The following is a 25,185-nucleotide window of genomic DNA, read 5'->3' on the forward strand; positions in this document are numbered from 1 at the left end:
TTTGGCCACCCTTCGTAGGCTCTCATGGCCTTCACGTTCAAGCCCGTGGCGGCTCAGGGCCGGAGATAGGCGTAGCCCTGGCGCTGCAGTTCGGCGAGCTTGACGACGCCGCCCTTGTCGGCGGCGTGGAAGCCCTCGAGCAGGTCGGCAAGCGTGATCTCCATGCCTTGCATGGTGTTGCCGCAGGCATGCGGCTCAAGGCCCTGTTGGACAAGGCCGGCAAAGCGTCCCGAGATCGCCGCCGATATGCCTTTCGACTTGAAGCCGGCGAGGGCCGGACCATGCACGACCAACACGATGTCGACATTGCCGCCGGTGCCTTCATAGTGGTTCTTGATGTTGCCGAGCACGAAGTTGACCTTATCGAGGTCGCTGAGGTGATAGGCGACCTTCGGTCTGTCTTCAACGGCGGCGGCCCGGCTCAGCCCGAACAGGCCGGCGGCACCGGCAAGGCTGGCCCGGAACATGTCGCGTCGACGCATGGCATCCTCTCGGCTTGGCGCTCCCCGCAAATTGCGTGGCTGCGGCCATGATACTAGCATAAATTCACGTTACGTCCTGTCGATGCGAGGAGGGGGTCACATGGCGTTCAGGAAGTGGAAGGTTGTTGCCAGCGCTGGATTTGGCTGCGTGCTGCTCGGCGCGCTTGCAAGTTCGGCCCTTGCCGGCGATGCGCTTAAATTACCCGAACTCAGCCCGAATGGCGCCGATGCGTGTTTCGGCCGCGTCTATGATGCGGCGCACCTCAAGGCGCATCCAAAGCAGAAGGTGGCGCGGATCTTCTTCCTCTATGGCCATGATCCGGTGAGCCATCCGAACGAAGAGCCGATGGCAAACGCCGACACCTCCTACAACGGTTTTCTCACCACCACGGTGCGCGGCGCCAAGGCGCCGCAATGGGCCGGCGGCTGGTGCAATCACGAGTCCGAGGACGGCAAGTCAGGTCCGATCCGCTGCGGCATGGACTGCGACCGCACCATGGCGTCGCTGAAGCTCGACGACAAAGGCCGCCTGATCCTCACCGATGTCTCGTCCGATCTCTATCTCGACGCCGGATCGGAGGACGAACTGGGCGAAGCCGAATATGACCGGCAGGCGCTGGGCTCGGAGGACGATAATTTCCGTCTCGACCCGATGCCGGCCGCAACCTGCCAGGCTGAATTCGCCAAGATCGACCCGATCGATCCGGCGCTTGGGGCTCCCTTGCGCGAGCGACTGAAACCGGACCAACCCTTCTGCTTCGGGCGAGACTACGATGCCGCGCATCTCTCCTCGCATCCCGACCAGGTGACGCAGTCGATCCGGGTCTTCCGCGGGCCGGTCGAACTCGCCTCCTTTGCCTCAGGCGATGTCGCCAACTGGCCCGACGGCTCCGATGTCGCCGTCTCGGTGACCACCAGGAAGAACGGGACGAAGGTCACGCAGACCTATTCCTGCCAGGGTGAAGCGGATCAATGGCGCTGCGCGGCCAGTTCGAAGATGAGCAACTTTTCCTGCGATATCGCGCAAAAGGAAATCTTCCTCAAGCGCGGCGCCAACGGCACCCTGATGCTGGCCAACCCCAATAGCAGCCTGGCGATTGTCGATCTGTGCTCGGCGGATGGCAAGACCAAGTCCGATGACAAGGTCTACCGTTTGGAGGCTATGCCGCAGACGGCCTGCACTCGTTGAGTTCGATCTTGTCTATGACGCTACCATGGTATATATCTTTGCTATATCTCATTTGAGGATAGCACATGGACAAGGCAAAGGTGTTCTGGTCAGGCCGGTCACAAGCTGTGCGCTTGCCTAAGGAGTTTCGGTTCGAGGCAGACGAGGTTTCGATCCGTCGTCATGGGCAAACTGTCATCTTGGAGCCGCTTGCGCAGGATTGGGCATGGCTCGACCAGGTCATCGGACCGGTTGACGACGATTTCGTCCAGGGAGCGCTGGAGCGTCAGGATGGTCAGGATCGACCTGCTTTGGATGACCTCTTTAAGTGACCTACCTGCTCGACACCAATGCCGTCATAGCGATCATCGCGGGCGACGAGGGTCTGCTGGCTTTGCTCAAACGGCATGCACCACAAGACTTTGCTCTCTCGGCGGTCGTTTTGCATGAGCTGTACTACGGCGCTGAAAAGAGCCAGCGAAAGGTCCAAAATCTGGCGCGCATCGAAGCTTTGCAGTTCCCGGTACTTGAATTCGGCCGAGACGACGCGAGACATGCCGGCGAGATTCGTGCTGGGCTTGCGGCACTGGGAACCCCGATTGGTCCCTACGATGCGCTGATTGGCGGGCAGGCACGTGCTCGGGACCTCACGCTGATAACCCGCAATATCCGGGAATTCGAGCGGATCAAAGATCTCACTATCGAAACGTGGTAACTCGCCTCACGCGAACGGCACCGCCGTCGTGCCTTTCGGCAGCTTCGCCTCGTCGTCCGGCTCGACATGGATGGTGACGCGCACCGAGGGGATTTCGGCCTTCAGCGCGTCCTCGATGCGGTCGCAAATGACGTGGCTGGCGCCGACCGTCATGTCGGCGTCGACGACCAGGTGGAACTCGATGAAGGTGGCGCGGCCGGCGATGCGGGTCTTGAGGTCATGAACCTCCAGCGCGCCCTTGCAATTGGCCGAGATGATGTCGCGAATGTGGATGTGTTCGGTCGTGTCCACTGCGCGGTCCATCAGCCCGTTCATCGACGAGCCGATGACGTGCCAGCCCTGCCACAGGATGTTGAGCGCGACGATGACGGCAAGCGCCGGATCAAGGATCTGCCAACCGGTCAGGATAGCGCCGACGAGGCCGCCGAAGACGCCGACCGAGGTCACGACGTCGGTCATGATGTGCCGGCCGTCGGCGACCAGCGCCGGTGATTTTGCGCTGCGCCCGGCGCGGATCAGCGTCCAGGCCCAGAAGGCGTTGATGACGGTGGCGACGCCGTTGATCGCCAAGCCCTCCCAGGGTTGTTCGAGCGGGGTCGGCGTCTGCCAGGAGCGCCAGACCTCGTTGAGGATCAAAAGCGCGGCGAGCACGATCAGCACGCCTTCCAGCACCGCCGAAAAATACTCGGCCTTGTGGTGGCCGAACGGATGGTCCTGGTCGGCCGGCTTGTAGCTGACCAGGACCGCCCAATAGGCGGCGGCCGAGGCTATGACGTTGACGATCGATTCCAATGCGTCCGAATAGAGCGCAACGGAGCCGGTGACGTACCAGGCGGCAAGCTTGAGCGCGAGCACCACGCAGGCGATGACAATCGACCAGAAGGCAAGGCTGGCGATCCTTTGCCTGGCCGCTGCTTTCGCTGCGATCGCCGCCATGTTGTCCGTTGCCGCCATCGTTTCTAAGCGGCCTTTTCCTTGGCCTTGCGCGGCAGATGCGCAACGATGTTTTCGATGATGCGCATGCCGGCATTGTGGCCGAGCGTCATGATCGATTCCGGATGGAACTGGACGGCGGCGATCGGCTCCTTGCGGTGTTCGAAGGCCATGATGATGCCATCCTCGGTCTCGGCGGTGACGATGAAATCGTCGGGCAGTCGCACCGGATCGGCAAAGATCGAGTGGTAGCGGCCGACGGTCACTTCCTTGGGCAGGCCGGAGAAGATGATTCCGGGCTTGGAGACGCGGATGCGCGACGGCTTGCCGTGCATCGGCACGTGCAACTGCCTGAGTTCGCCGCCATAGGCCTCGGCCAGCGCCTGCAGGCCAAGGCAGACACCGAAGATCGGCAGGTCGCGGGCGCGGGCGTTCTTGATGGTCGCGGCGCAGTCGAAATCCTTCGGCGTGCCCGGTCCGGGCGACAGCACGACGAGATCGGGCTTCAGCCGTTCGAAGACTTCTTCCGGCACCGGCGAACGCACGGTCGAGACATTGGCACCGGTCTGGCGGAAATAGTTGGCCAGTGTGTGGACAAAGGAGTCTTCGTGGTCGACGAGCAGGATGTTGACGCCGTCGCCGACGCGCGCGGTGGTGCGTTCGGCGCCTGCGGCATTGCCCAATTTGGCGTCGCGAATGGCGGAGAGCATGGCGGATGCCTTCAGTTCGGTTTCGGCTTCTTCTTCCTCGGGGATGCTGTCGAAGAGCAACGTGGCGCCTGCTCGCACCTCGGCAATGCCGTCCTTGATGCGGATGGTGCGGAGCGTCAGGCCGGTGTTCATGTCGCCGTTGAAATTGACCATGCCGATGGCGCCGCCATACCAGGCTCGCGGGCTCTTTTCGTTCTGCTCGATGAAGCGCATGGCCCACAGTTTCGGCGCGCCGGTGACGGTGACCGCCCAGGCATGCGACAGGAAGGCGTCGAAGGCATCCATGCCTTCGCGCAGGCGCCCTTCGATGTGATCGACGGTGTGGATCAGGCGCGAATACATTTCGATCTGGCGGCGGCCGATGACGCGCACCGAGCCCGGATCGCAGACCCTGGACTTGTCGTTGCGGTCGACGTCCGAGCACATTGTCAGCTCGGATTCATCCTTCTTGGAGTTGAGCAGCTTCAGGATCTGCTCGCTATCGGAAATGGCGTCGTCGCCGCGCTTGATGGTGCCGGATATCGGGCAGGTCTCGACGCGGCGGCCATTGACGCGCACGAACATTTCGGGCGAGGCGCCGATCAGATACTCGTTTTCGCCGAGATTGATGAAGAAGGAATAGGGCGACGGGTTGATCGACTTTAGCTTGCGCGAGATTTCGGAAGGCTGCGTCTCGCAGCGTTCGTAGAACATCTGCCCGGGCACGACCTCGAACAGGTCGCCGCGCTTGAAACTGTCCATCGCCTTGCGCACCAGATTGGCATATTCGCCCGGCTCATGGTCGCCGCGCGGCGGGATGCGGTCGGCGGTCTTGAACGGTTCGGCAATTTCGTCGCGCGGCAGCCCCTCGGTTGAAAAACCGTCGCCGGAATAGTCGTAGCGGTCGGTCCAGGCCTTGGTCGAATAATGGTCGACGACCAGGATCTCGTCAGGCAGGAACAGCACGAGATCGCGCTGGCTCTGTTTGCGCTCAAGCTTGTAGTCGACTGGATCGAACTGGAAGGCGAGGTCGTAACCGAAGGCGCCGTAAAGGCCGAGATTGGCGTCTTCATCGGTCTTGAACAGAGCGGTGATGGCGCGCAGCACAGTAAACACAGAGGGGACGCGGCTGCGCTCTTCCTCTGTGAAGACGCGGCCGGGCTTGGCGACATCGAGGCGGATCAGCTTTTTCGAGGTTTCAGCAATCGTCACCTCGGCAACGCCGGCCAGCGTCTTGCCGATCACCGGCAGCAGCACTTCGCCACGGCCATTCAGCGCCTCGATGCGCATGGCGCGGCCACGCGCGGAAATCACCAGCGGCGGATCGATGATGGCCGTATCCCAGCGTGTGTAGCGGCCCGGATATTCGTAATTCGAGGAAAACACCGCACCACGGCGCGAGTTCAAGCCATCGACATAGGCATCGATCGCACCGGCGTAAGGCTTGTCGTGGCGTTCGCGGGTGATGGTGACACCACCTGCGGTCACGAAGCTTTCCGCGCCGTTTTCCAGAGCCTTCATCGTCATTGCCGTCTCCATATGGCTTGTTGGGGCAACGGACCCGGGAATGGCTTTGAAAAAACAAATGGCCGCCCGGACATTCCGTTGCGGCCACCCTCTATTTTCACGCGCACGCGTTCGAACAGGCCGCTGTCAGCGAGCCCACCACCAAATGGTCTTGATCGAGCGCATGTTCATGGGCGAAATCCATAGCGGCGAAAAGCCGGATGCGCAACAGGTTTGAAAGGCCTGTTTGTGGCCGCCGCTTCCGCAGCCCATGGCACATCGCCAAGGCTTGGGGTCCTGCCTAGACTGTTCGTCCAACATCGGAAAGACGGGAAGACAGCAATGACCGAGCAGATCGAGCGCGCACGCAGGTTCCATGCGCTCCACGTCAGGGGCAACCCGATCGTTCTCTACAATGCCTGGGATCCGGGCTCGGCCAAGATCGTCGAGAAGGCGGGCGCCAAGGCGATCGCCACCGGAAGCTGGCCGGTCGCGGCTGCTTTTGGTTATGCCGATGGCGAGAAAATTCCGCTGGAGCTGGCGCTGGACAACATCAAGCGCATCGTGGCGGCAGTCGACCTGCCGGTGACCATGGACCTCGAAGGCGGCTACGGCGTCGAGCCGGTGACTGTCGCCCAGACGGTGACACGTGCCCTGCAGGCCGGCGCCATCGGTTTCAATTTCGAGGACCAGATCGTCGGCGGCGCCGGTCTGCACGACATCGCCATACAGGTGAAGCGCATCGAGGCGGCAGCGGCGGCGGTGAAGGCTTCCGGCATTCCCGCCTTTATCAACGCCCGTACCGACATTTTCCTCAAGGCCAAGCCGGATGTGCATGACAGCGTGCTGCTCGACCAGGCCATCGAGCGGGCGCACGCTTATGAAAAGGCAGGAGCGAGCGGCTTCTTTGCGCCGGGGCTCGGCGACGAGGGTCTGATCGAGGCGCTGTGCAAGGCGACGGCATTGCCGGTCAACATCATCGCGCTGGCGCACGTGCCGCCGCGCCAGCGCCTGGCCGAGCTTGGTGTCGCCCGTGTCAGCCACGGCCCGGTGCCGTACCGGCAGATGGCCGAATGGCTGGAGACCAAGGCGCGGCTGGCGATTTCGGGTTAGCTCAGTCCTCCAGCGTGCCTGACCTCGCGTCGGCGCTCTTCTTGTCGCCGACCAGCTTCAAGAGATCCTCGCCGGCGCGGATGATGCGGCGCGAGCGGCGGGTCAGGATGACGCCGTCCTGCGGCGCCAGCACTTCGGTGCGGCCGCCGGCCTCGCCCGGTGTGTGGACGATGGTGGCGAGGCGCGCGCCCTTGGCGACGCGGTCGCCGGGCTTGACGTCGTAGAGGATGGCGCCGGCCCGGGGCGCCGGCATCATGTCGATGTTATCCAGCGGCGCGACGAGGCCCTTGAACGCGCCGGGTGCGGGAAGGGCGGTATCGGCGATGACGCCGCGCGCCGCCAGCAGCCGGTAAAGGCCTTCGGCATCGGAACTTGCCAGCGCGCCGTCGACATCCAGCATGCCACGGTATTCTACCGTGGTGGCAACGCGGCGGTCGAGCTTCGCCACGTTGGCGGGGACGTTCTGGTAGGGCATGATCGTGGCGCCCTCGAAGGTGCCGTCGGTGTCCTCGCTCCACAACACCACGGCGTCGATACCCATGGCGGCGGCGCAATCGGCCATCGCCGGCCACAGGCTGGCGTGGACGTAGAGATAGGCAAGGCCCTCGTCATCGCAATGCAGGTCGAGCACGATGTCGTGGCCGAGCGACAGCTGCACCAGACGGGTCTTCAATCGCTGGTCGGGGGTGCCAAGCGTGGTGTCGGGCAAAAGCTTGGCGTCCGGTGCTGCGAGCAACGGAAAGCCGCGGTTGAAATTGTTGCGGGTGCCGAGATGAAAGCGGCCCTGGTGCTCGCCGAAATGATATTGCGCGCGGCCGATCGGATTGGCCCAGGGCACGACCGTGATGCTGCCCTTGATGCGGCCTTCCGCTTCGGCCTTGTTCAGCGCCGGCATCAGCGCGTCGATGGCGACGACACCAGGCAATTCACCGGCGTGGAGTGCTGCCTGCAGATAGGCCGAAGGTGCTGCCTTGTCGGCGCCGGCGAAGCGGAACACCGGGAATTCGTAGGAAACGCCTTCGGTATCGCCGGCGATGCGTTCGATCGATTTCTGCATGGGATGCCTCCAGGATAAGAGGCAGAACACATGCACTTTTGCCGAAGGGCTGTCGATTGGTCCAGTTCGCGCCGCCATGGGCGCAATGGAATTATTCGGCGGCGGCCGGAACCGGCCTTATCGGCGCCGATCCTTCGAGCGCCTGCGAGACAACGGCTACGCTGACCGCCAGCAGGGCCAGCACCGCGCCGACCAGCGGCAAATGAGCATAGGAAACGCCGGCCGACAGAGCCACGCCGCCGATCCAGGCGCCGCTGGCATTGCCGACATTGAATGCGCCCTGGTTGAGCGTGGCGGCGAGGTTCGGCCCTTCCGAAGCCGCTTCGACGACGCGGATCTGCAGCGGCGGCACGACGACGAAGATCAGCAGTCCCCACAAGAAGACGATGCCGATGGCGACGCTGGCGATCGCGCCGTACTGCATGAAGCCGACAAACAGAACTGCCATCAAAAGCAGCGTGCCGATGACCGTCGACATCAATTTCCAGTCGGCCAGCCGGCCGCCGATGATGTTGCCTATGGTCATGCCGGCGCCGAACAGCAGCAGGACCCAGGTGACCGCGGAGGTCGACAGGCCGGAGACATCGGTAAGGTAGGGCTTGATGTAGGTGAAGACGGCAAACAGGCTGGCCGAGGCCAGCGAGGCGATCAGCATGGCGAGCCAGACCTGCAGCTTGCCCAGCACGCGCAGTTCGCTGCGCAGGCCGCCGCCGCTCGGTTCGACGACATTGGATGGCACCAGCCAGGCGATGGCGGCAACAGAGATCAGGCCGATGCCGACGACGGCGAAGAAGGTGGAGCGCCAGCCGAAGGCTTCGCCAAGCGCGGTGCCGGCAGGAACGCCGAGAATGTTGGAGAGCGTCAATCCCGCGAACATCATCGCCATGGCGCTGGCGCGCTTGTTGCGCGGCACCAGGCTGGCGGCAACGACGGAACCAATGCCGAAAAAGGCGCCATGACCGAACGCGGTGAAGACGCGCGCGGCCATCAGAAGCCAGTAATTGGGCGCAATGGCGCAGAGCAGATTGCCGACGACGAACATCGCCGTCAGCGCGACCAGCACCGGCTTGCGCGGCAGATGCGCGGTGGCCATGGCGACGATGGGTGCGCCGAAGACGACGCCCAGCGCATAGCCGGTGACCAGCAGGCCGGCCGAGGGGATCGACACTCCGAGATCGGCCGCAACCTCCGGCAACAGGCCCATGATGACGAATTCGGTGGTGCCGATGCAAAAGGACGCAATGGCAAGCGCAAGGATCGGCAAAGGCATGGAAAATCCAGACTGAATCGGTTCAATTCAGACTGAACGAGAAGCCTTGCCGCGCGCAATGCACATTGCTGCAACGCACCAATGCAGAAAGCGCTGAGCTTGACGCGGAGTCATGTCAGGCGAGCGGCTTCAGCTCCTGGGCGATGGTTGGCAACAGCTCCGAGACGTTGGGGTGGATATGCACGGCGCGCGCCAGCGTATCGACCGGCGCCTTGGCGTACATCAGGTCGAGCACGCAGTGCACCGCCTCGTCGCCGCCGGGGCCGAGCACGGAGCAGCCGAGGATTTGCCTGGTGTCGGCATCGACCAGGATCTTCATGAAACCTTGCGTCTCGCCCTTTTCGATGGCGCGGCCGACGCGGGTCATCGGCCGCTGGCCGACCAGCGCCTTGCGCCCGGATTTCTTCACCGCCGCCTCGGTCATGCCGCAGCGGCCGAGCGGCGGATCGATGTAGAGCGCATAGGCCTCGATGCGGTCGCTGACCTTGCGCGGATCGTCGTCGAGCAGATTGGCGGCGACGATCTCATAATCGTTGTAGGAGGTGTGGGTGAAGGCGCCCTTGCCGTTGCAGTCGCCCATTGCCCAGATGCCGGGCACGCTGGTGCGCAGCTGGTCGTCGACGGTGACGAAGCCGCGCAGATCGACCGCGACGCCGGCCTTGTCGAGGCCAAGATCGTCGGTGTTGGGGGTGCGGCCGAGTGCCAGAAGCACATGCGAGCCGACCGCCGGCGGCTTGCCGGATGAGAAGGTCACGGCGATGTCCTTGCCCTGTCTGGCAAAGCGGATGTCGTCGGCGCCGACATGGACTTCTATGGCTTCGTTTTCGAGGATCGATAGGATGGCCGCCGACACGTCCTCGTCCTCGCGGCCGGTCAGGCGCGAACTCTTCTCGATGACGGTGACTTCAGAGCCGAAGCGGCGAAACATCTGCGCGAATTCAAGAGAGATGTAGCTGCCGCCGACGACGATGAGATGGCGCGGCAAAACATCGAGATCCATCATCGAGGAGTTGGTGAGGTAGTCGACGTCGTTGACGCCCGGCAGGTCGGGCACCGAGGCGCGGCCGCCGGTGTTGAGGAAGATCTTTTCGGCGGTCAGAAGGTCGTCGCCGACACGCACGGTGTTGGCGGATTCGAAGCGGGCATGGCCGCGATAAAGCGTGCAGCCCTTCATGCCGGCGATCCACGTCTCCAGATTGCTGCGGGAGTCGTTGGTGACCTTGTCCTTGCGCGCCTTGATCCTCTTGTAGTCCACGCCGACAGGGCCTGAGAACGTCACGCCGTAGTCCGCGGCACGCCGCGCCAGATGCGCGGCATAGGCGCTGGCGACCATGGTCTTGGTCGGCGTGCAGCCGGTGTTGACGCAGGTGCCGCCGACCAGCTTGCGCTCGATCAGCGCCACGCTCATGCCGGCTGACGTCAGCCGGCCGGCGAGAGGAGGGCCGGCCTGTCCGGCGCCGATGATGATGGCGTCGTATGTCTTGGCGTCTGAGGCTTGGGCAGTCATACCACCGCCGCCACGATCAGCAGGCCGCCGATGATCGCCACCGCGTCCTCGATGAGGGCGGCAGGCAAATCCTTGCCGAAGGCGGCGGCCAACCGGCCGCGCGCTTCGGCGCCGCCATAGGTGCCGATGACGGCACCGATGGCGCCGGCAATCAGGCCGCCAATGGTGGAACCGGCAGTGGCGCCGATCACCGCGCCGCTGAAGGCGCCAAGCAGGATGCGGGCGCCGAATTGCTGCGGCACCTTGCGGCTCGGCGTCGAGGGCAGCTGGTCGGTGACCAGTTCGACGATGGCGAGGATGGTGAAGATACCGACGGCGGCCCAATGGCCCATGAAACTTGCCCAGGTGCCGGCCACCGGCAGCCAGCCGAGATACGCGCCCCAGGCGATCGCGGCCGGCGCGGTCATGGCGCGAAGACCGGCAATGACGCCGATCAGAAGTGCAAGCAAATAGAGCATGTCGATCCCCTCGAAAGCAGGCCCGGGACTGGCCCACGAGGGCAAGCTAGCATAGGTCCTGCGTTTGACGAGAGTAGGCGATGGTGCTTCTTCCATCAGTGAGCATTGTACTTTGGTAAACAGTCGAACACGACGAAGGGACGGAGTCGCTGTGATGGCCGATAGCGAACGCACAAGGATGATTGCAGGCGAATGGTACACCTGCATCGACGACGAACTGGAGGCGCTGCGGGTGATCGCGCGCGATGCGGTGTTCGAGCATAATACGATACCGCCCCAGCAACGCGGCAATATCGGTCCAGCGCTATCGGTGCTGCTCGGCAGCACGGGCGAGGGCGGCCGCATCGAGGCGCCGTTCCACTGCGCCTACGGTTTCAACATCCATCTCGGCGACGGCGCCTTCCTCAATGCCGGCTGCACCATCCTCGACACCGCGCCGGTGCGTATCGGAAGCCGGACGCTTCTCGGCCCCAATGTGCAGATCTACTGCGCCGAGCACCACAAGGAGGCCGCGGGCCGTCAGTCGGGACTGGAGATTGCCCGGCCGGTCACCATCGGCAATGACGCCTGGATCGGCGGCAGCGCCATCATCCTCGGCGGCATCAGCATCGGCAATGGCGTCATAGTCGGCGCCGGCGCGGTGGTGACGCGCGACGTGCCTGACAACACCACGGTGGTCGGCAATCCGGCGCGGGCGGTCAAGCGGGGCTGAACTCGTCGTGGGCGGTCAGTATGAAGCCGTGCGTGCCGTACGCTCGTCCGGACCGGCTCGCCGCGAGAATTCACGCCGGTATTGGGCCGGTGACGTCTTGAGCCGTGCGGCGAAATGCTGGCGCAGCGAGGTGGCGCTGCCGAAGCCGGCTTCGAAGGCCACCATGTCCATCGATTTTTCCGTCGCCTCCAGCAGCTGTTGCGCCAGTTCGATGCGTTGGCCGGCCAACCATTCGCCAAAGCTGGTGCCGATCGATTTCTGGAAACGGCGGGTGAAAGTGCGCCGGGTCAGGCCCGCGGCCTCCGCGACGCGGTCGAGGTTGTGCGTTTGTCCGAGCGTTGCCCGCACCGTGTCGAGCGCCAGGGTGAAGCGGTCGGTGGCCGGGGTTTTCGCCAGCGGGCGCTCGATGAACTGCGCTTGCCCACCCTGCCGGTGCGGCGACAGCACGATGTGCCTGGCCAGCCGCAGCGCTACCTCTGCGCCATAGCGGGCGCGCACAATGTGCAGGCAGCAATCGAGCCCGGCGGCGACGCCGGCCGAGGTGACGATGTCGCCGTCGTCGACATAGAGCACGTCGGCGTCGACTTCGATGTCCGGGTATAATGTTTGCAGCCGGTCGGTGGAGGCCCAATGTGTCGTCGCACGCCGGCCCGCAAGCAGCCCGGCGGCGGCAATGGCGAAGGTGCCGAGACAGAGGCCGACGATCACCGCACCGCGCCGGTGCGCGTGGGTGAGCGCTGCCAGGAGCGGCGGCGGAAGTGGGGCCTCGAGATCCTTCCAGCTCGGAATGATGACGATGTCGGCATCGTCGAATGCGGAAAGGCCATACGGCACCGCGATGGTCAGCCCGGCATCGGTGTGGATCGCTCCATCGTCGAGCGCGCAGACGCGAAAGTCGAAACGCGGCAAGCCAAGCTTGGTGCGGTCGGTGCCGAACACCACGCACGGCACGGAGAGGTGGAACGGGCTGATGCCGTCAAAGGCGAGAACGGCAATGATCGGGTCGGCCATGCGTGTTTCCAGCAAGCGAAAAGCGAATTGTCCTAATTCTTTCGAATGATGTCAATCGGGCCACTTTTGGCAGTCGGGCGATCCGCCTATTTTCGACCTATCCCATTCAAGCCCGAAGGAGAACACCATGTCCGCCAATATCACGCCGCGCCGCGCGCTCATCGTCATCGATGTCCAGAACGATTATGATGGCGGCAACCTCGCCATCCAGTATCCGCCGTTCCGCGACAGCGTCGTCAATGTCGCGCGCGCTATGGATGCCGCCGCTGCGGCCGGCGTGAAGGTGGTGGTCGTCAAGCAGATGGCGCCCGAGACCTCGCCAGTATTCGCCAAGGGCAGCCATGGCGGCGAACTGCATCCCGAGATCGCCCGGCGAAGCCGCGACCACTATGTCGAGAAGTCACTGCCTAGCGCCTTTGCCGGCACCGACCTCGAGGCGTGGCTGCGCGCCAATACCGTCGATACGATAACGGTGATCGGCTACATGACGCATAATTGCGACCTGTCGAGCATCATCCACGCCGCGCATGTCGGCTTTGCGGTCGAGTTCCTGTCCGACGCCACCGGTTCGCTGCCTTACGCCAACAGCGCCGGCTACGCCTCGGCCGAGGAGATCCACCGCGTGGTGTCCATCATCCTGCAGTCGCGCTTTGCGGCCGTGCTCAAGACCGCCGAATGGATCGATTGCCTGAAGACCGGTGCTTTGCCCGAACGCGACACGCCCTATGCGTCCAACCAGCGCGCGCTGGCGCGCAACGCTGCATAGGCAAATCTGTCCCCGAAAAGCAAAAGGGCGGCCAGTGGCCGCCCTTCTTGGATCTCGCAACGATCTCGAAATTTCAAAACAGGCCTTCGATCTGGCCGATCTCGTTGAGGAAGATTTTTTCCGAGGACGGCGCCTTGGGCAGGCCGGGCATGGTCATGACCTCGCCGCAGATGACGACGACGAAGCCGGCGCCCGCCGAAAGCCTGACCTCGCGCACCGGCACGGTGTGCCCGGTCGGCGCGCCGCGCAGGTTCGGGTCGGTCGAGAAGGAATATTGGGTCTTGGCCATGCAGACCGGCAGGTGCCCGTAGCCGGCCTGCTCCCAGGCATGCAGCTGGTCGCGCACCGACTTGTCGGCGATCGCCTCGTCGCCGCGATAGATGCGCTGGACGATGGTGTTGATCTTCTCGAACAGCGGCATTGCGTCGGGATAGAGCGGCGCGAACTGCGAGGCGCCGGATTCGGCGATCTCGACGACCTTGCGCGCCAACTCCTCAATGCCGGCAGAGCCATTGGCCCAATGCTTGCACAGGATCGCCTCGGCGCCGAGCGAGGCGACGAAATCCTTCATCGCCTGGATTTCCACCTCGGTATCGGTGGTGAAATGATTGATCGCCACGATCGCAGGCACGCCGAACTGTTTCACATTCTCGATGTGGCGGCCCAGATTGAGGCAGCCCTTCTTGACTGCCTCGATGTTTTCCTTGCCGAGGTCTTCCTTCTTGACGCCGCCATTCATCTTCATGGCGCGCACGGTGGCGACGATGACGGCAGCCGCCGGCTTCAAACCCGCCTTGCGGCACTTGATGTCGAAGAATTTTTCGGCTCCGAGGTCGGCGCCGAAGCCGGCTTCGGTGACGACGTAGTCGGCGAGCTTCAGCGCCGTGGTGGTGGCGACCACCGAGTTGCAGCCATGCGCGATGTTGGCGAACGGGCCGCCATGCACGAAGGCAGGGTTGTTCTCCAGCGTCTGCACCAGGTTTGGCTGCATGGCGTCCTTCAGCAGCACCGCCATGGCGCCGTCGGCCTTGAGGTCGCGGGCATAGACCGGCGTCTTGTCGCGGCGGTAGGCGACGATGATGTCGCCGAGGCGCTTTTCCAGATCCTTGAGGTCGGTGGACAGGCACAGGATAGCCATCACTTCAGAGGCGACGGTGATGTCGAAGCCTGCCTCGCGCGGATAACCGTTGGCGACGCCGCCGAGCGAGCAGATGATTTCGCGCAGCGCCCGGTCGTTCATGTCCATGACGCGGCGCCAGGCGACGCGGCGGGTGTCGATGCCGAGCTCATTGCCCCAGTAGATGTGGTTGTCGATCAGCGCCGACAGAAGATTGTGCGCCGTGGTGATGGCGTGGAAGTCGCCGGTGAAGTGGAGGTTCATGTCCTCCATCGGCACGACCTGCGCGTAGCCGCCGCCGGCGGCACCGCCCTTGACGCCGAAATTCGGGCCGAGCGAAGCCTCGCGGATGCAGACGATCGCCTTCTTGCCGATGCGGTTGAGGCCATCACCGAGGCCGACGGTGGTGGTCGTCTTGCCTTCGCCGGCCGGCGTCGGGTTGATGGCGGTGACGAGGATCAGCTTGCCGTCCTTGTTGCCCTTCACCGATTTGATGAATTCGGCCGAAATCTTCGCCTTGTCGTGGCCGTAGGGCAAAAGGTGCTCGGTCGGGATGCCGATCTTGGCGCCGATCTCCTGGATCTGCTTTTTCTTGGCGCCGCGCGCGATCTCGATGTCGGACTTCACTTCGGCCATGACGGCTTTCCTTCGGATTGGACGGTGGAGGGGACGGGTTTGATCTCACTCGCAGGCATGTTGAACCAGGGCGCGGGCATGTTCTAACCCTGTCGCTCCCGCGGCGTCAACTTGCATGCAACTATGTTTCCTATGAAGAAAGTGTCTCCGCGGCCGGCCGACCTGTCGCCGGTTCTTCCTGGCTCCGTTGCCGCGCCGTATAGAAGCCAGAGGACGCGACGTTCCGCCGTCTCAAAACAGCCGCCCAATGCACGGAATGCGACAGAGGCGACGGCGCAAATTCGCCATCGCTCGCCGGGAAAGCTGTGGACGCTACTGAGTCAGGACGTTGCTGATCTCGACCATGTTGGAGCGCACGCGAAGCACGTAGAAACCCATCGTCGTCAGGTGCGTCGGCATGATCCAGCCATCCTCGCGGCCATTGGCGATGATGAAGGGCTGGATGCGCAGGGCCGAGACGAATTGCGCATCCATCGTGTCCCACAGATTGCCGAGATGCTTTTCCTTGATGACGTCCTCGAAGTCGGCCTGGGCGCCCTTCATCAGGCCGTAATAGGCATAGAGCTGGCCATAGGCGAACCAGAAGCGGTCGTCGGCGCGGAAGTCGAACCAGCCATTGTTATGGTTTTCGGCGCGCTCCTTGAGGATCGCGGAGGTGGAACCGATGTCGGAGGAGATGCGGTCGATATACTGCTTCAGATTGTCGGCGCGGGCATCGAACGTCGCCTGGCAGCTGCCGAGGCGGGCGTTGAAGGAGCGTAGCTTGGTGACGGCATCGCGATAATAGCTCGGCGTCGGCGTCTTGGGGCCGAACGGGTTGAGGCCGAAATACCAGGTCTCCTCGTCGAACTGCAGATTGCCGCGCGCATCCTGCAGGTCGCCGTCGATCTGCGATGTGGTGCGAACACGGCCGAGATTGTCGGCAAGCTCGGTGGCGGTACGCCGCACCGCCTGGTTGATGCCGCGCTGGAACGAGGCCTTGTTGTCCATGAACGGCGTGTTGTCCCAGTCGATGCCGAACAGGCCGAGTTTGTAGAGGATCATCGACGAGATCCAGGCATTCTGGTTGACGTTGAAGTCCGTCAGGTCGGCCGCCACCTGGGCGATGCCCGAATTGCCGCAGGTCTTGGCGGTGTCGGTGCCGGCGCCGGCGGCGACCTGTTCGCCGGCGGAAATGTTGCGGTTCTCGAAGGTGTATTTGTCGACGTAGTTGGGATCGAACTTGTTCCACCACTGGGTGGCGTAGAAGAAATTGGCGTAGAGGCCGATCAATACCAGAAGCGCGAGGCCGACCACAGCCTTCAGGATCCAGCCGCGCTGCGTATACCAGCGCCCAGCCCAGAGGAACGGCCACAGGATCGCGCCGATGACGAGGCCGATGCCGCGGCCGATCCATTGGAAGATGCGGGTGAAGAAATTCACGATCGGATCAAGCATGGCTCTCGTTCACCCCTCAGTCAGTCAGGCCGTAAAGGCGCGTGCGAAACGCCACTTTGTCTTTCAAATATGTGGTTTTCAGAACGTCCACAACATGCGACCGCCAGGCGTCGCTGTAGCCGTCATAGTCCTTGTAGAAGCCCGGCTTGTTGAAGACGTAACGCGAGACAAAGTCCTGCGGCACGAAATCCGAGATCAGCTGGTTGGTCAGCCAGGCGTCGGGATGGTCGGGCTTGCCACGCACGACCAGGAAGCGCTGTTGCGGAAACACATCCTCGATCTTGAGATGGCCGAGCTGGGCGATCTCACGCTTGGCGGCGTTGAGAAAGGGGAAATTGCCGTCCTTGGTGATCAGATCGGCATGGCCATGGATCCAGGTCTGCAGCCAGACCTTGTCGACCTCGGTCAAATTGCGGTTCGGCTCTGTGTCGCGGATGAGAGAGCGCACCACCATCTCGGCGCGATGCTCGAGATAGCCCGAGCTTTCGACCCATGACGCGCGCGGCAATTCGATGCGGCCGGTGCTGGCCAGGAACTTGAACACCTTGTCGGCATCGTTGATCGAGAGATAGCTGACCTGCCAGGGCCGCGAACGGCGAAAGCCGGGGGCGGCCGGGTCGCCGATGACGGTGGTCATATCAGGATCGACGAAGACGTAGACGCCGCCGAAATGGCTGGTCCAGTAGGCGTTGTGGCGGAAGATCACCTGGTCGGGCACCAGCGCATTCTCACGGATATCGCCGCAGACCTTCGCCAGCTCCACCATACGGCTCAGCATGGTGTTGTCGCGCCAGGCATCGGGCTCCTGCTTCAGCCGGTCGACCAGCTTGCCGAGTTCGGCGGCCTTGCCCAGCACGTCCTCGGCCGAAAGCACCCGGAACTCGACCTGGCTGATCGACAGCAGATCCTCGATGTCGTTGACCAGGGGAACGGAATCCTCGATCTCGCCGTAGATGACATCCTTGATGGTCAGCGCATCGATGGCGCGCTGGTTCTTGGACATGAACTCGAACATCAGCTGCGAGGTGTTGGAAAAGGCGGTGTGCACCACCGGCAGATCGATCTGCGAAGGCGTCAGGATGATGAAGCGGCGGTTGACCTCATTGGGGTCGAGATAATCGTAATCGTCGCATTCCTCGGCCACTTCGGGCGAGAAGCCGGTGCGGTCGATCTGGAAGCTCTTCAGCTTGGTGGGCTTGAGGCCGAAGGCAACAAGCGCCTTGTTGTAGCGCTGGATGAGGTGCGACTCGTCGACGGTGAGCAAGCGGCCGTAGATCAGCTCATTGTCGCGGAGAAGGTCGGGTTTTTTGGCGTGGCTCATGCAGAACGTTCCGAGCGGCGTTGCCTGTTGTGGCGAAGCGCCAACGCTGACGCCTCCCTCTCCCCGTTCTTCACGGGGAGAGGGTAAGGGTGAGGGGCAGCGCTAGCATTCAAGGACATGTCTCCCCATGGCCTTTGGCGTCAATAAATCGAAGATCATTGGTCCGGATGTCCCGATCGAGGCGCTGTTCGATAGCTGCCAGTATGGTCGGAGCGATCTCTGGTCCACGCATGCGCCGCCCCTCACCCTTGCCCTCGCCGCGTGAAGGACGGGGAGAGGGGGGCGTCAGCGTTAGCGCCAAGCCTTTCAACACCCGCGGGCAGCGAAGGAAGTTCACGCATTCCAGAGCCCCTTCTTCTTCATCTCCTCCATCTCGCGCCCCGCCCGTTCGCGCAGGCGTGCGTCGCGCAGCAGCTTCTCCACCGCGGCGTCGTCGGATTTGTCGGAATAGCGGAACTCCGAGTCGGCGTAGCGGTTGATCTCCTGCATGACCATGTCCATCGAGAACGGCCCCCGCAGTTCCTCGATCATGGCCTTCTTTTCGTCGTAGCCCTTGTGCATGAAGACTTCCGGCTTCTCGAACCAGTCGTCGGGCAGCTCGATGTCCATGGCGCGCATCTTGATGGCGTCGGTGACGTTCTTGATGGCTCGGCCGGTGAAGCGCGGCTCGGCATCCTTGATCAGGTGCAGATAAGTGCCGATGTCGGCCATCGATTTCGGCGCGCCATTCTCCTTCATGTAGCGCTCATAGACCTTCATCAGCCCGTCTTCCTGAGGCTTCTCGTGCTCCTCATAGGCTTCGGTCACCGCGCGCTGGATCTCCTGCGCGGCGTAGAGCTTGTGGTCGCCGAGTGGGATCTTGTGGTTCTTGCCGGCAAGCAGGACGAAGATGTCGATATAGTCGTCGCGGCTCTGTGGGCCGTCGACCAGCCAGCGGGCCCCGGCGCGCTGGCGCAGCGCATCGTCGACATTTTCGGGATAGTTGGAAAACATGCCGAACGAGCAATTGCCGCGCACCACCGTGCCGGCGCCGGCAAAGGCGTCCATCAAGACGCCGGTGATTTCCTGTTGGCCGGCCGAGGCGCGGTCGTCGGAGCGGCGGGCCGCCACCTGGTCGATGTCGTCGACGGTGCCGAAACCGATGACGCGTGGGTTCAAGACATTGTTGATGAACTGGCGGCAATTCTGGCCGGATTTGCCCTGGTAGGACGAGATCTGGTCGACGCCGAAATTCTCATAGGCGAAGGGATAGCCGGCAACCTGACAATAATTGTTGACGAGGCCGGCGATCATCTGGATCAGCGTCGTCTTGCCGGTGCCCGGCGCGCCGTCGCCGATGAAGGTGAAGAGGAAGCCCCCGAGTTCGACGAACGGGTTCAGCTCGCGCTCGAAATCGTAGGCCATCAGCATCTTGGCGAGCTTGACCGACTGGTATTTGGCAATGTGGTTGCCGACGACCTCTTCCGGCTTCTTGAAGGTCATCACCAGCGGCTTGGAGCGCTTGCCGGGCGCGACGTCGAAGCCGTCGAGGGTGAAATCGTCGGCGTCGATGCGGATATGGGCGTTCTCGAACGGGCCGATGCCGTCGAAGCGGCCTTTACGGGCCAAGAGCCCGTCAATGGCAACACGGGCGAAAGCACGCGCCCGGGTCGTCAGGTCGCCATCGTCCTTCGACCCGGTGATCGCCTTGTCCAACCCAGCCACGATCGACTTCACCGCGTCCTGCGGCGTGTCGAACAGGAAGTCGGGTTCGGGGATATCGTTGGGCGCCTCGCCATCGCTGTCGATCAGCTGGAACAGATAGGAGGCAAGGCTGAAGGCCGAAACGTAAGCAGAGGCTGACAGAAGCTTCTTGAAGGTCGCGGCTTCATCGCCTTCGAGCGGTGCGCGGGTGTTCTTGGCCTGCAGGCTTTCAAGGTCGGAGCCTTCGGCGAAGACATCGGAAATGGCGAGCGCAATCGCCAGGCCGCGGCGGGCGCGAAACAAAAGCGTGTGCTGCGGGATGCTCATCAACTGGTCGTCGGGATGGATCGCGGCGACGGTCTTGGTAAGCTCGACCTCGCGGGTACGGCGCACCGAGCCGATCGAGACTGTCGAGACGAAGCGGCGATTGGTGCCGGCAAGCGCGGTGCCGGATTCGCGTGAAGGATCCTCCAGCACGACGACGCGAGTGATGAAGCTTTGCGCGGTTGCGCGGTGCTTTTCGATAGCCGCTTCCGGAATGGTGGTCAGGCCGGTGTCCATGGTCAGCTCCTCATAGGAATACTTTTGCTGGCCGACGAATCGCGCGCCTGGCGAGCGGCGTCGAGATACATATCCAACGTCTGGTCCAGCCTGTCCAAAAGCAACTTGTCGAAGGCGGCATGGCCGCCGCCGCGTTGATCGATCTCAAGGGCGGCAATGTAGGCCGGACGGTCCTCGGGACGAATCGCTACCGGCGGATAGCCGGCGCGCGCCAGAATGAGGTTCATCAACAGACGTGCCGTACGACCATTCCCGTCGTTGAAAGGATGAATGCCGACGAACCGTCTATGCGCTTCGAAGGCGGTCTTCGGTGTGTTGCGTGCCGCGCCCAGCCAATGGGAAAAAGCTTCCATGAGGGCCGGGACTTCCGTCGGCGTCGGAAAATTGTGAACACCGGCATCGGTATTCACATAGCGGGCGCTGTCGGCATAGCTGCCTGCAATCTCGGGCCTGGAATTCGCGACAACCAGGTGGTGGAGGTTACGGATATCGGCCTCGATTATCGGCATGTCGCGTTGCGAGGCGATTTCCAGCACCCAGTTCAGTGCTCGCGCATGATCGACTGCCTCTAGATGGTCCTTAAGAGGCTTGCCGCTGATCGTGATGCCCTTCTCGAGCACCAGGGCTGTTTCCCCGGCAGTCAGCGTGTTGCCTTCGATCGCATTGGACGTGTAGGTGATGTCGATGCGCTGGCTGTGCTCCAGACCGTCCAGCGCGCCGGCCCGGACAGTCTTCCTCAGAGCATCAAGCTGTTTCTTCTTTGCGAGGACCGCTGGCATCATCGGCCAGGCCTCGGCTCAGCTTGGCGATTGGCGTCACAAGCGAGACTCTTACACATCTGAAATCACCTGCCCATTTGACAGGATGTGAACCTTGTAGCCGGAAAAGATCTTTTGAGCTTCGCCGGCGGCGTAGAGTGCTTGATAGGCTTCGTGCGGGATCAGGGCGTGGTTCTCGTAACTCGACACACCCTGGCGCGCGGCTTCGAGATCGTCGGTGTTGATAAAGAATTCCTGCGTCGTCTTATCGCTCGAAAACAGCCCCTTGCGGCCGGGTTTCTCGCCCTTGGAGTAGACCTCCTGGATGGTCCAGGTGAGCAGCCAGGCATTTTCCGGTTTGCGCACCTTGGCCAGCACCTCGGTCACGGTCGAATTGTTGTCCGTAATGCCTGCGGAATAAAAGGGGCCGAGCACGACGCGGCGCAGCTGCTTAGGGTGCAGCGGCTCGAAATCCTTGTCGAGATTGACCGCAATCGTTGCGGGCGAAAGCGTGTAGGCGGAATTCTTCTCGGTGAAATCGTCGAAGCGATGGGCGAGTTCGGGGTTGAGCAGGCCGTCCACCGGCAGCGGGATGTCGACCCGTTCATTGAGCTTGCCGTTGCTGTCAACGAGCTGCCGGATCATGCTTTCGGAGGAATCCTCCACCGTCACCATGTAGACCAGCGGCAGGTTGGCGCTGCCGTCGAAGCTCGCCCAGTGCACGAGGTAATAGGGGCGCCCGGTCTTTGGATTGACCGAGACCTTGGCCGTCTGCGCCAGCGAGAACGGGCCAAAAGTCTGTTCGCTCTTGACGTCCTCGAGATAGAGCCGCTCGGCCATCGACTTCTGCAGCGCTTCGGGGAATTCCTTGTGGCGCAGGATGAAGTCGGCCATTTCCTCGCGCAATTCGCCGGCCAGCGGAATGTTGGCCAGCCGCGCCTCGGCCTGGCGGCGGTCGTTTTCCAGTTCGAGCAGGTTCTGGAAGACGGGATAGCCGCTGTCGGCGCGCGAAATGCGGAACGTGTCCATGAAGCCGAGCCGGTTGCGCCAGCAGGAAAACGATTTGTCCAGCCGGGCAATGTATTCGGCGACAATCTTGGCGACGATGCCGTGCCGGTAAAGCGGCGAGCGGTCGTCGCGCATGAACACTTCGAGGCCGCTGAGTGCCGCCGTGATGGCGGAAAAATAGCGCGCCGCCGCTTCGTTTTCGGGAGTCATGCCGGTGTGCCCGCGTGCAGCCGCTCCTTACGACTGCACGTAGTTGGCCGAATTGTGCTTCTTCATCACGTCGTCGAAACGGCGGGCGAAGGCGTCGTCGGCGAGCTTCTTGCGGCGCTGGATGTCGGAGCTGGCGACCATGTTCTTCTCGTGCATTTCGAGGAGATCGCCGATGTGCTTTTGCGAGGCGGCACCAATGCCGGCCATGGTCTCTTCGGCTGTGTTGTCAACCTGGTTGCCCAGCGTGTTGATCTTGTGGGCGACATCCTGCTGGGCGGCGGTCTTCAAGGAATCTTCCAGTGCCTTGTAGAGCACGATGCGCTGCTCGGTATCGATGGTCAGCTTGTTGATCAGCGTCGACTGCGCTGCGATCTGATTGTTGAGCGAATCGACGAAGGTCTGGAACATCGAGGTGTAGCGTTCCAGCGTCTGGCTCTCGGCCAGAAGCTCCTGCTCCTTGGCTTGCTTTTCATTGTATTCGGTCGCCAGTTTCGAGCGCTCGCCCTCAAGCTGCGTGCGCTCCTTCTGACTGGTAGAAGCGGCGATCTTGTTTTCGATGTCGAGCAGCAGCGGATTGACCTCCTCGATGCGCTTCTGCACCGCCTCGAGGTTGGTCATGGTGACCTTGCGGCGCTCGATCACCTGCGACAGGCTGTTTTCCGAGGTCTTGTAGCGCTGGTCGAGGACCTCTTTCTGCGCTTTCAGGATGCCGACGATGGTGTCGGACTTGACCAGAAGCTCCTGCAGATTGCCGGCCAGCGACATGTTGCGGACGCGGTCGGTGCGCATGCGCTGCTTGCGTTGCGCCGAGAAGACACCGACGAAGCTTTCCCAGCCGGTGTAGTTCTTCATGCTCTCGAATTCAGTGCCGAAGACGTTGGTGGCGTCTTCCAGCCCAATGATCAGGTCGGCAATGTTGCCTTCCATCACCTTCTGCTGCTTCAGCACGTCCTCGATGCGGGCATTCTCGATGTCGAAATTGGCGTCGCCGATCTTCTTGTCGGCGGTTGCCAGCGTATCAAGCACCGTGCCGGACTGCTCGATCTTGGAGCGCATGTCCTGCACGACCTGCCTGGTCTTGGCAATTTCGGCATCGAAATTCTGCAATGTCGCCATAGGGGCCTCCCGCTTCGGCTTCCGGTCGCTGGCTGCGAACAGCGGCGAATATATGTGGGGTATCAGGGGATTGAAAGACGCAAGACAAGACCCGCCCCGAAAACAAAAAAATACGCGGTCGTCTTGAAAGGCAATGAAGGCGGGGTCATGGCGTGATTAACCAGCCGGCCAAGTATTGTTCAACTGTCATTGAACTTTGACGGCTGCGGAGAAGTCGGTCTCCGACAGTGTGGGTGTCCTGAATTCGACAGAGGGCCCAATGAGTTGCAGCGCGAGATCACGCTACGCATCGGGCCGTTCAAGGCTTCGGATCGGCCTTCAGATAGGCGATTACGTTGGCGATGTCCTCGTCGCTGCTCAAGCCGGAGAAGCCCATCCTGTTGCCGGGTACTTTCAGCTTGGGAGCGCCAAGATAGGCTTTGAGGTTGGCTTCGTCCCAGACCAGGCCGGCCGCGCCGGCGTCCTTCATGGCCTGCGAATAGTTGAAATTCTGGGCGGTGCCGGCGGTGCGGCCGACGATACCGAGGAGATGCGGGCCGACCTTGTCGCGGTCGCTTGCTGCCTCGTGACAGGCCATGCAGCGGTAGAATACTTTCTTGCCACGTGCTGCATCGCCGTCGGCCTGCGCGGCGAGGATACCGGCCAAGTAAATGACAAGGGCTGATGAAATGGCTCGAAGCATGGCGGGTCTCGGCTGGCTCTTGTTGAGGGCAAAATAGGCAGCAGGCGTTAACAAACGCAGTATGGCGGCTGATAGCGGACCGGGCTCAATCCGTGCGCGGGATCGCCGCAGCCGCCTGCTTGACCTGCTTTTCAATCGCCGCCGACGAATGGTTGTCGCGCACGAAAGCGCGGCCGATCTCCGCCATCTCGGCGGCCGCTTGCGGGCGTGTCGCGAGACCGATGATTTTCGACGCCAATTCGCCGGCGTCGTCGCTGGATAGGAAATGCCTGCCCGCCTGCAGCCCAAGCCCTTCGACGGCCTTTTCTGTGGCGGCGACGACAAGGCCCGCCGCCATCGCCTCCAGCACCTTGATGCGGGTTCCGCCGCCGAAGCGCAGCGGGATCGGCGCATAGCCGGCACGCCCAAGCAATTCCGGCAGATGCGGCGGGTTCTCGATCAACCGCAGACCATGCCTGGTGCATAGACCGCGCACCACATCGCGCGGGTTTCTGCCGGCGACGGTGATCGACCAGGGCCGGCCGGAGGCGGCGAGGCGCGGCGCCATCGCGCGGCCGATCTGCTTGACGGCGTCGATGTTGGGGAAATAGCCGAGATGGCCTATGAAACACAGGCTGAGTTCACTGAAGCGCTCGGCAGCAATCGGCAGGGAAAGCACGCTTTCGTCCGGAATGGGGTTGGCGACGAGCCTGATGTCGTTGACAGGGCCGAGAGCGGACAGCAGCGCTTCGTCGGCCCGCGAACAAACCCAGACCTGGTCGGCCACGGCAGCCGCACAGCTGTCGGCTTCGCGCGCCTCTGCCTTCCTTCGCCTGTTTTGGCGCCAGTCTCGAATTTGCTGCCACAGCGTCAGGCCGGCGATCCGGTCGGACACCGTCCGAGAATCAATGTTGTGCTGGTCAAGGACGGTGCGCGCGCGATGCTTCGGCGCCAGCGTCAGCAGCTGCGAAAGCACGATCTCCTCGATCACCACGAGATCGGGCGCGAATTCCCTCCAGATGGCGTCGGCTTCGGCCAGCTCGTCGTCCGGCATCATATGCACGGTCGGGTGCGGGCTGCGCCTGCCCCAGGGCGCCCTGCCGCGCGCTGCCTCGATGATCCGGTGACGGATGTTCGGCGGTGTGGAGGGTGCCGGGGCGCCAGTCAGGCTTACCGTCAGGACCTCGCCCATCGATGCCAGGGCGCGTGCATTGGCGGCGTTCCGGATCTCTCCGCCGGAGACCGGCGGAAACGGGCAATCAACTGTGAACTGCAGAATTTTCATGTTGT

At 62.7% G+C, this 25,185-nt stretch carries 24 protein-coding genes; 7 read left to right on the top strand and 17 right to left on the bottom strand.

Features of this window, described 5'->3' with window-relative positions; translation table 11 throughout:
• Positions 1–53: 53 nt before the first annotated feature.
• Positions 54–482 carry a DsrE family protein gene (locus NKI15_RS18945; RefSeq protein ID WP_023711111.1) on the bottom strand — a complete coding sequence of 143 codons (429 nt, stop codon included), beginning with the start codon at positions 480–482 and terminating at the stop codon, positions 54–56.
• Between the two features lie 100 nt (positions 483–582).
• Here NKI15_RS18945 and NKI15_RS18950 point away from each other — a divergent pair, with 100 nt between their 5' ends.
• The 3 genes from NKI15_RS18950 to NKI15_RS18960 all read left to right on the top strand — a co-directional run bounded on the left by NKI15_RS18950 (position 583) and on the right by NKI15_RS18960 (position 2,365).
• The gene (locus NKI15_RS18950) at positions 583–1,671 is read left to right on the top strand and encodes a hypothetical protein (RefSeq protein WP_352513960.1); all 1,089 of its coding nucleotides are present in this window, start codon (positions 583–585) and stop codon (positions 1,669–1,671) included.
• A 65-nt stretch (positions 1,672–1,736) separates the two neighbouring features.
• Positions 1,737–1,982, top strand: a complete 246-nt coding sequence (locus tag NKI15_RS18955; protein ID WP_023724992.1) for an antitoxin — start codon at positions 1,737–1,739, stop codon at positions 1,980–1,982.
• Positions 1,979–2,365 carry a type II toxin-antitoxin system VapC family toxin gene (locus NKI15_RS18960; protein ID WP_352513959.1) on the top strand — a complete coding sequence of 129 codons (387 nt, stop codon included), beginning with the start codon at positions 1,979–1,981 and terminating at the stop codon, positions 2,363–2,365. The genes NKI15_RS18955 and NKI15_RS18960 overlap by 4 nt, the downstream gene beginning before the upstream one ends.
• A 6-nt stretch (positions 2,366–2,371) precedes the next feature.
• Here NKI15_RS18960 and NKI15_RS18965 read toward each other — a convergent pair whose 3' ends face one another.
• A complete protein-coding gene (locus tag NKI15_RS18965) occupies positions 2,372–3,301 on the bottom strand; it encodes a cation diffusion facilitator family transporter (protein ID WP_196813813.1) in 930 nt (309 codons plus the stop codon).
• 23 nt (positions 3,302–3,324) lie between these two features.
• A complete protein-coding gene (locus tag NKI15_RS18970; protein ID WP_023669977.1) occupies positions 3,325–5,514 on the bottom strand; it encodes an anthranilate synthase in 2,190 nt (729 codons plus the stop codon).
• Positions 5,515–5,835: 321 nt separating this feature from the next.
• Between NKI15_RS18970 and NKI15_RS18975 the strand changes: the two genes are divergently transcribed.
• Positions 5,836–6,606, top strand: a complete 771-nt coding sequence (locus NKI15_RS18975) for an isocitrate lyase/PEP mutase family protein (protein ID WP_352513958.1) — start codon at positions 5,836–5,838, stop codon at positions 6,604–6,606.
• Position 6,607: 1 nt separating this feature from the next.
• Here NKI15_RS18975 and NKI15_RS18980 read toward each other — a convergent pair whose 3' ends face one another.
• The 4 genes from NKI15_RS18980 to NKI15_RS18995 form a co-directional block, all read right to left on the bottom strand.
• Positions 6,608–7,663: a succinylglutamate desuccinylase/aspartoacylase family protein gene (locus NKI15_RS18980; RefSeq protein WP_352513957.1), complete on the bottom strand. Its 1,056-nt coding sequence runs from the start codon at positions 7,661–7,663 to the stop codon at positions 6,608–6,610.
• 91 nt (positions 7,664–7,754) lie between these two features.
• Positions 7,755–8,933, bottom strand: a complete 1,179-nt coding sequence (locus NKI15_RS18985; protein ID WP_352513956.1) for an MFS transporter — start codon at positions 8,931–8,933, stop codon at positions 7,755–7,757.
• Positions 8,934–9,048: 115 nt separating this feature from the next.
• Complete coding sequence (locus tag NKI15_RS18990) at positions 9,049–10,440, bottom strand: FAD-containing oxidoreductase (protein WP_352886585.1); 1,392 nt, start codon at positions 10,438–10,440, stop codon at positions 9,049–9,051.
• On the bottom strand, positions 10,437–10,898 hold the full coding sequence (locus tag NKI15_RS18995; RefSeq protein WP_023695827.1) for a membrane protein: 462 nt from the start codon (positions 10,896–10,898) through the stop codon (positions 10,437–10,439). Before NKI15_RS18995 ends, NKI15_RS18990 begins: the two co-directional genes overlap by 4 nt.
• Positions 10,899–11,052: 154 nt before the next feature.
• Between NKI15_RS18995 and NKI15_RS19000 the strand changes: the two genes are divergently transcribed.
• Positions 11,053–11,610, top strand: a complete 558-nt coding sequence (locus tag NKI15_RS19000) for a sugar O-acetyltransferase (RefSeq protein WP_352459830.1) — start codon at positions 11,053–11,055, stop codon at positions 11,608–11,610.
• A 15-nt stretch (positions 11,611–11,625) separates the two neighbouring features.
• Here the strand turns inward: NKI15_RS19000 and NKI15_RS19005 are convergent, their stop codons facing one another.
• Positions 11,626–12,621 carry a helix-turn-helix domain-containing protein gene (locus NKI15_RS19005; RefSeq protein ID WP_352513955.1) on the bottom strand — a complete coding sequence of 332 codons (996 nt, stop codon included), beginning with the start codon at positions 12,619–12,621 and terminating at the stop codon, positions 11,626–11,628.
• A gap of 127 nt (positions 12,622–12,748) precedes the next feature.
• Between NKI15_RS19005 and NKI15_RS19010 the strand changes: the two genes are divergently transcribed.
• Complete coding sequence (locus tag NKI15_RS19010) at positions 12,749–13,387, top strand: isochorismatase family protein (protein ID WP_352513954.1); 639 nt, start codon at positions 12,749–12,751, stop codon at positions 13,385–13,387.
• Positions 13,388–13,460: 73 nt separating this feature from the next.
• On the opposite strand, the gene NKI15_RS19015 is transcribed toward NKI15_RS19010, so the two are convergent.
• The 3 genes from NKI15_RS19015 to NKI15_RS19025 all read right to left on the bottom strand — a co-directional run bounded on the left by NKI15_RS19015 (position 13,461) and on the right by NKI15_RS19025 (position 17,898).
• Positions 13,461–15,140 (bottom strand): formate--tetrahydrofolate ligase, encoded by a 1,680-nt coding sequence (locus tag NKI15_RS19015; protein ID WP_023686166.1) that lies wholly within the window; start codon positions 15,138–15,140, stop codon positions 13,461–13,463.
• A 312-nt stretch (positions 15,141–15,452) separates the two neighbouring features.
• Positions 15,453–16,577 carry a DUF2333 family protein gene (locus NKI15_RS19020; protein WP_023686165.1) on the bottom strand — a complete coding sequence of 375 codons (1,125 nt, stop codon included), beginning with the start codon at positions 16,575–16,577 and terminating at the stop codon, positions 15,453–15,455.
• A gap of 16 nt (positions 16,578–16,593) precedes the next feature.
• On the bottom strand, positions 16,594–17,898 hold the full coding sequence (locus NKI15_RS19025) for a DUF6638 family protein (RefSeq protein WP_352886589.1): 1,305 nt from the start codon (positions 17,896–17,898) through the stop codon (positions 16,594–16,596).
• Between the two features lie 127 nt (positions 17,899–18,025).
• On the opposite strand from NKI15_RS19025, the gene NKI15_RS19030 reads away from it, so the two are divergent.
• Positions 18,026–18,163 (top strand): hypothetical protein, encoded by a 138-nt coding sequence (locus NKI15_RS19030; RefSeq protein ID WP_023701543.1) that lies wholly within the window; start codon positions 18,026–18,028, stop codon positions 18,161–18,163.
• Between the two features lie 68 nt (positions 18,164–18,231).
• Here the strand turns inward: NKI15_RS19030 and NKI15_RS19035 are convergent, their stop codons facing one another.
• From NKI15_RS19035 to NKI15_RS19060, 6 genes are all read right to left on the bottom strand, one after another.
• Entirely contained in the window at positions 18,232–20,142 is a 1,911-nt protein-coding gene (locus NKI15_RS19035; RefSeq protein ID WP_352886591.1) for an AAA family ATPase, read from the bottom strand.
• A gap of 2 nt (positions 20,143–20,144) precedes the next feature.
• Positions 20,145–20,924: a Fic family protein gene (locus NKI15_RS19040; RefSeq protein ID WP_023749801.1), complete on the bottom strand. Its 780-nt coding sequence runs from the start codon at positions 20,922–20,924 to the stop codon at positions 20,145–20,147.
• Between the two features lie 48 nt (positions 20,925–20,972).
• Positions 20,973–22,118 (bottom strand): hypothetical protein, encoded by a 1,146-nt coding sequence (locus NKI15_RS19045; RefSeq protein WP_023749800.1) that lies wholly within the window; start codon positions 22,116–22,118, stop codon positions 20,973–20,975.
• Between the two features lie 27 nt (positions 22,119–22,145).
• Entirely contained in the window at positions 22,146–23,234 is a 1,089-nt protein-coding gene (locus tag NKI15_RS19050) for a coiled-coil domain-containing protein (protein WP_023749799.1), read from the bottom strand.
• A gap of 298 nt (positions 23,235–23,532) precedes the next feature.
• Positions 23,533–23,916 (bottom strand): c-type cytochrome, encoded by a 384-nt coding sequence (locus NKI15_RS19055; RefSeq protein ID WP_023749798.1) that lies wholly within the window; start codon positions 23,914–23,916, stop codon positions 23,533–23,535.
• 85 nt (positions 23,917–24,001) lie between these two features.
• Positions 24,002–25,180: a glycosyltransferase gene (locus tag NKI15_RS19060; protein WP_023749797.1), complete on the bottom strand. Its 1,179-nt coding sequence runs from the start codon at positions 25,178–25,180 to the stop codon at positions 24,002–24,004.
• Positions 25,181–25,185 lie beyond the last annotated feature (5 nt).

The organism is Mesorhizobium sp. M0862 (assembly GCF_040319795.1).
GTDB lineage: Bacteria > Pseudomonadota > Alphaproteobacteria > Rhizobiales > Rhizobiaceae > Mesorhizobium.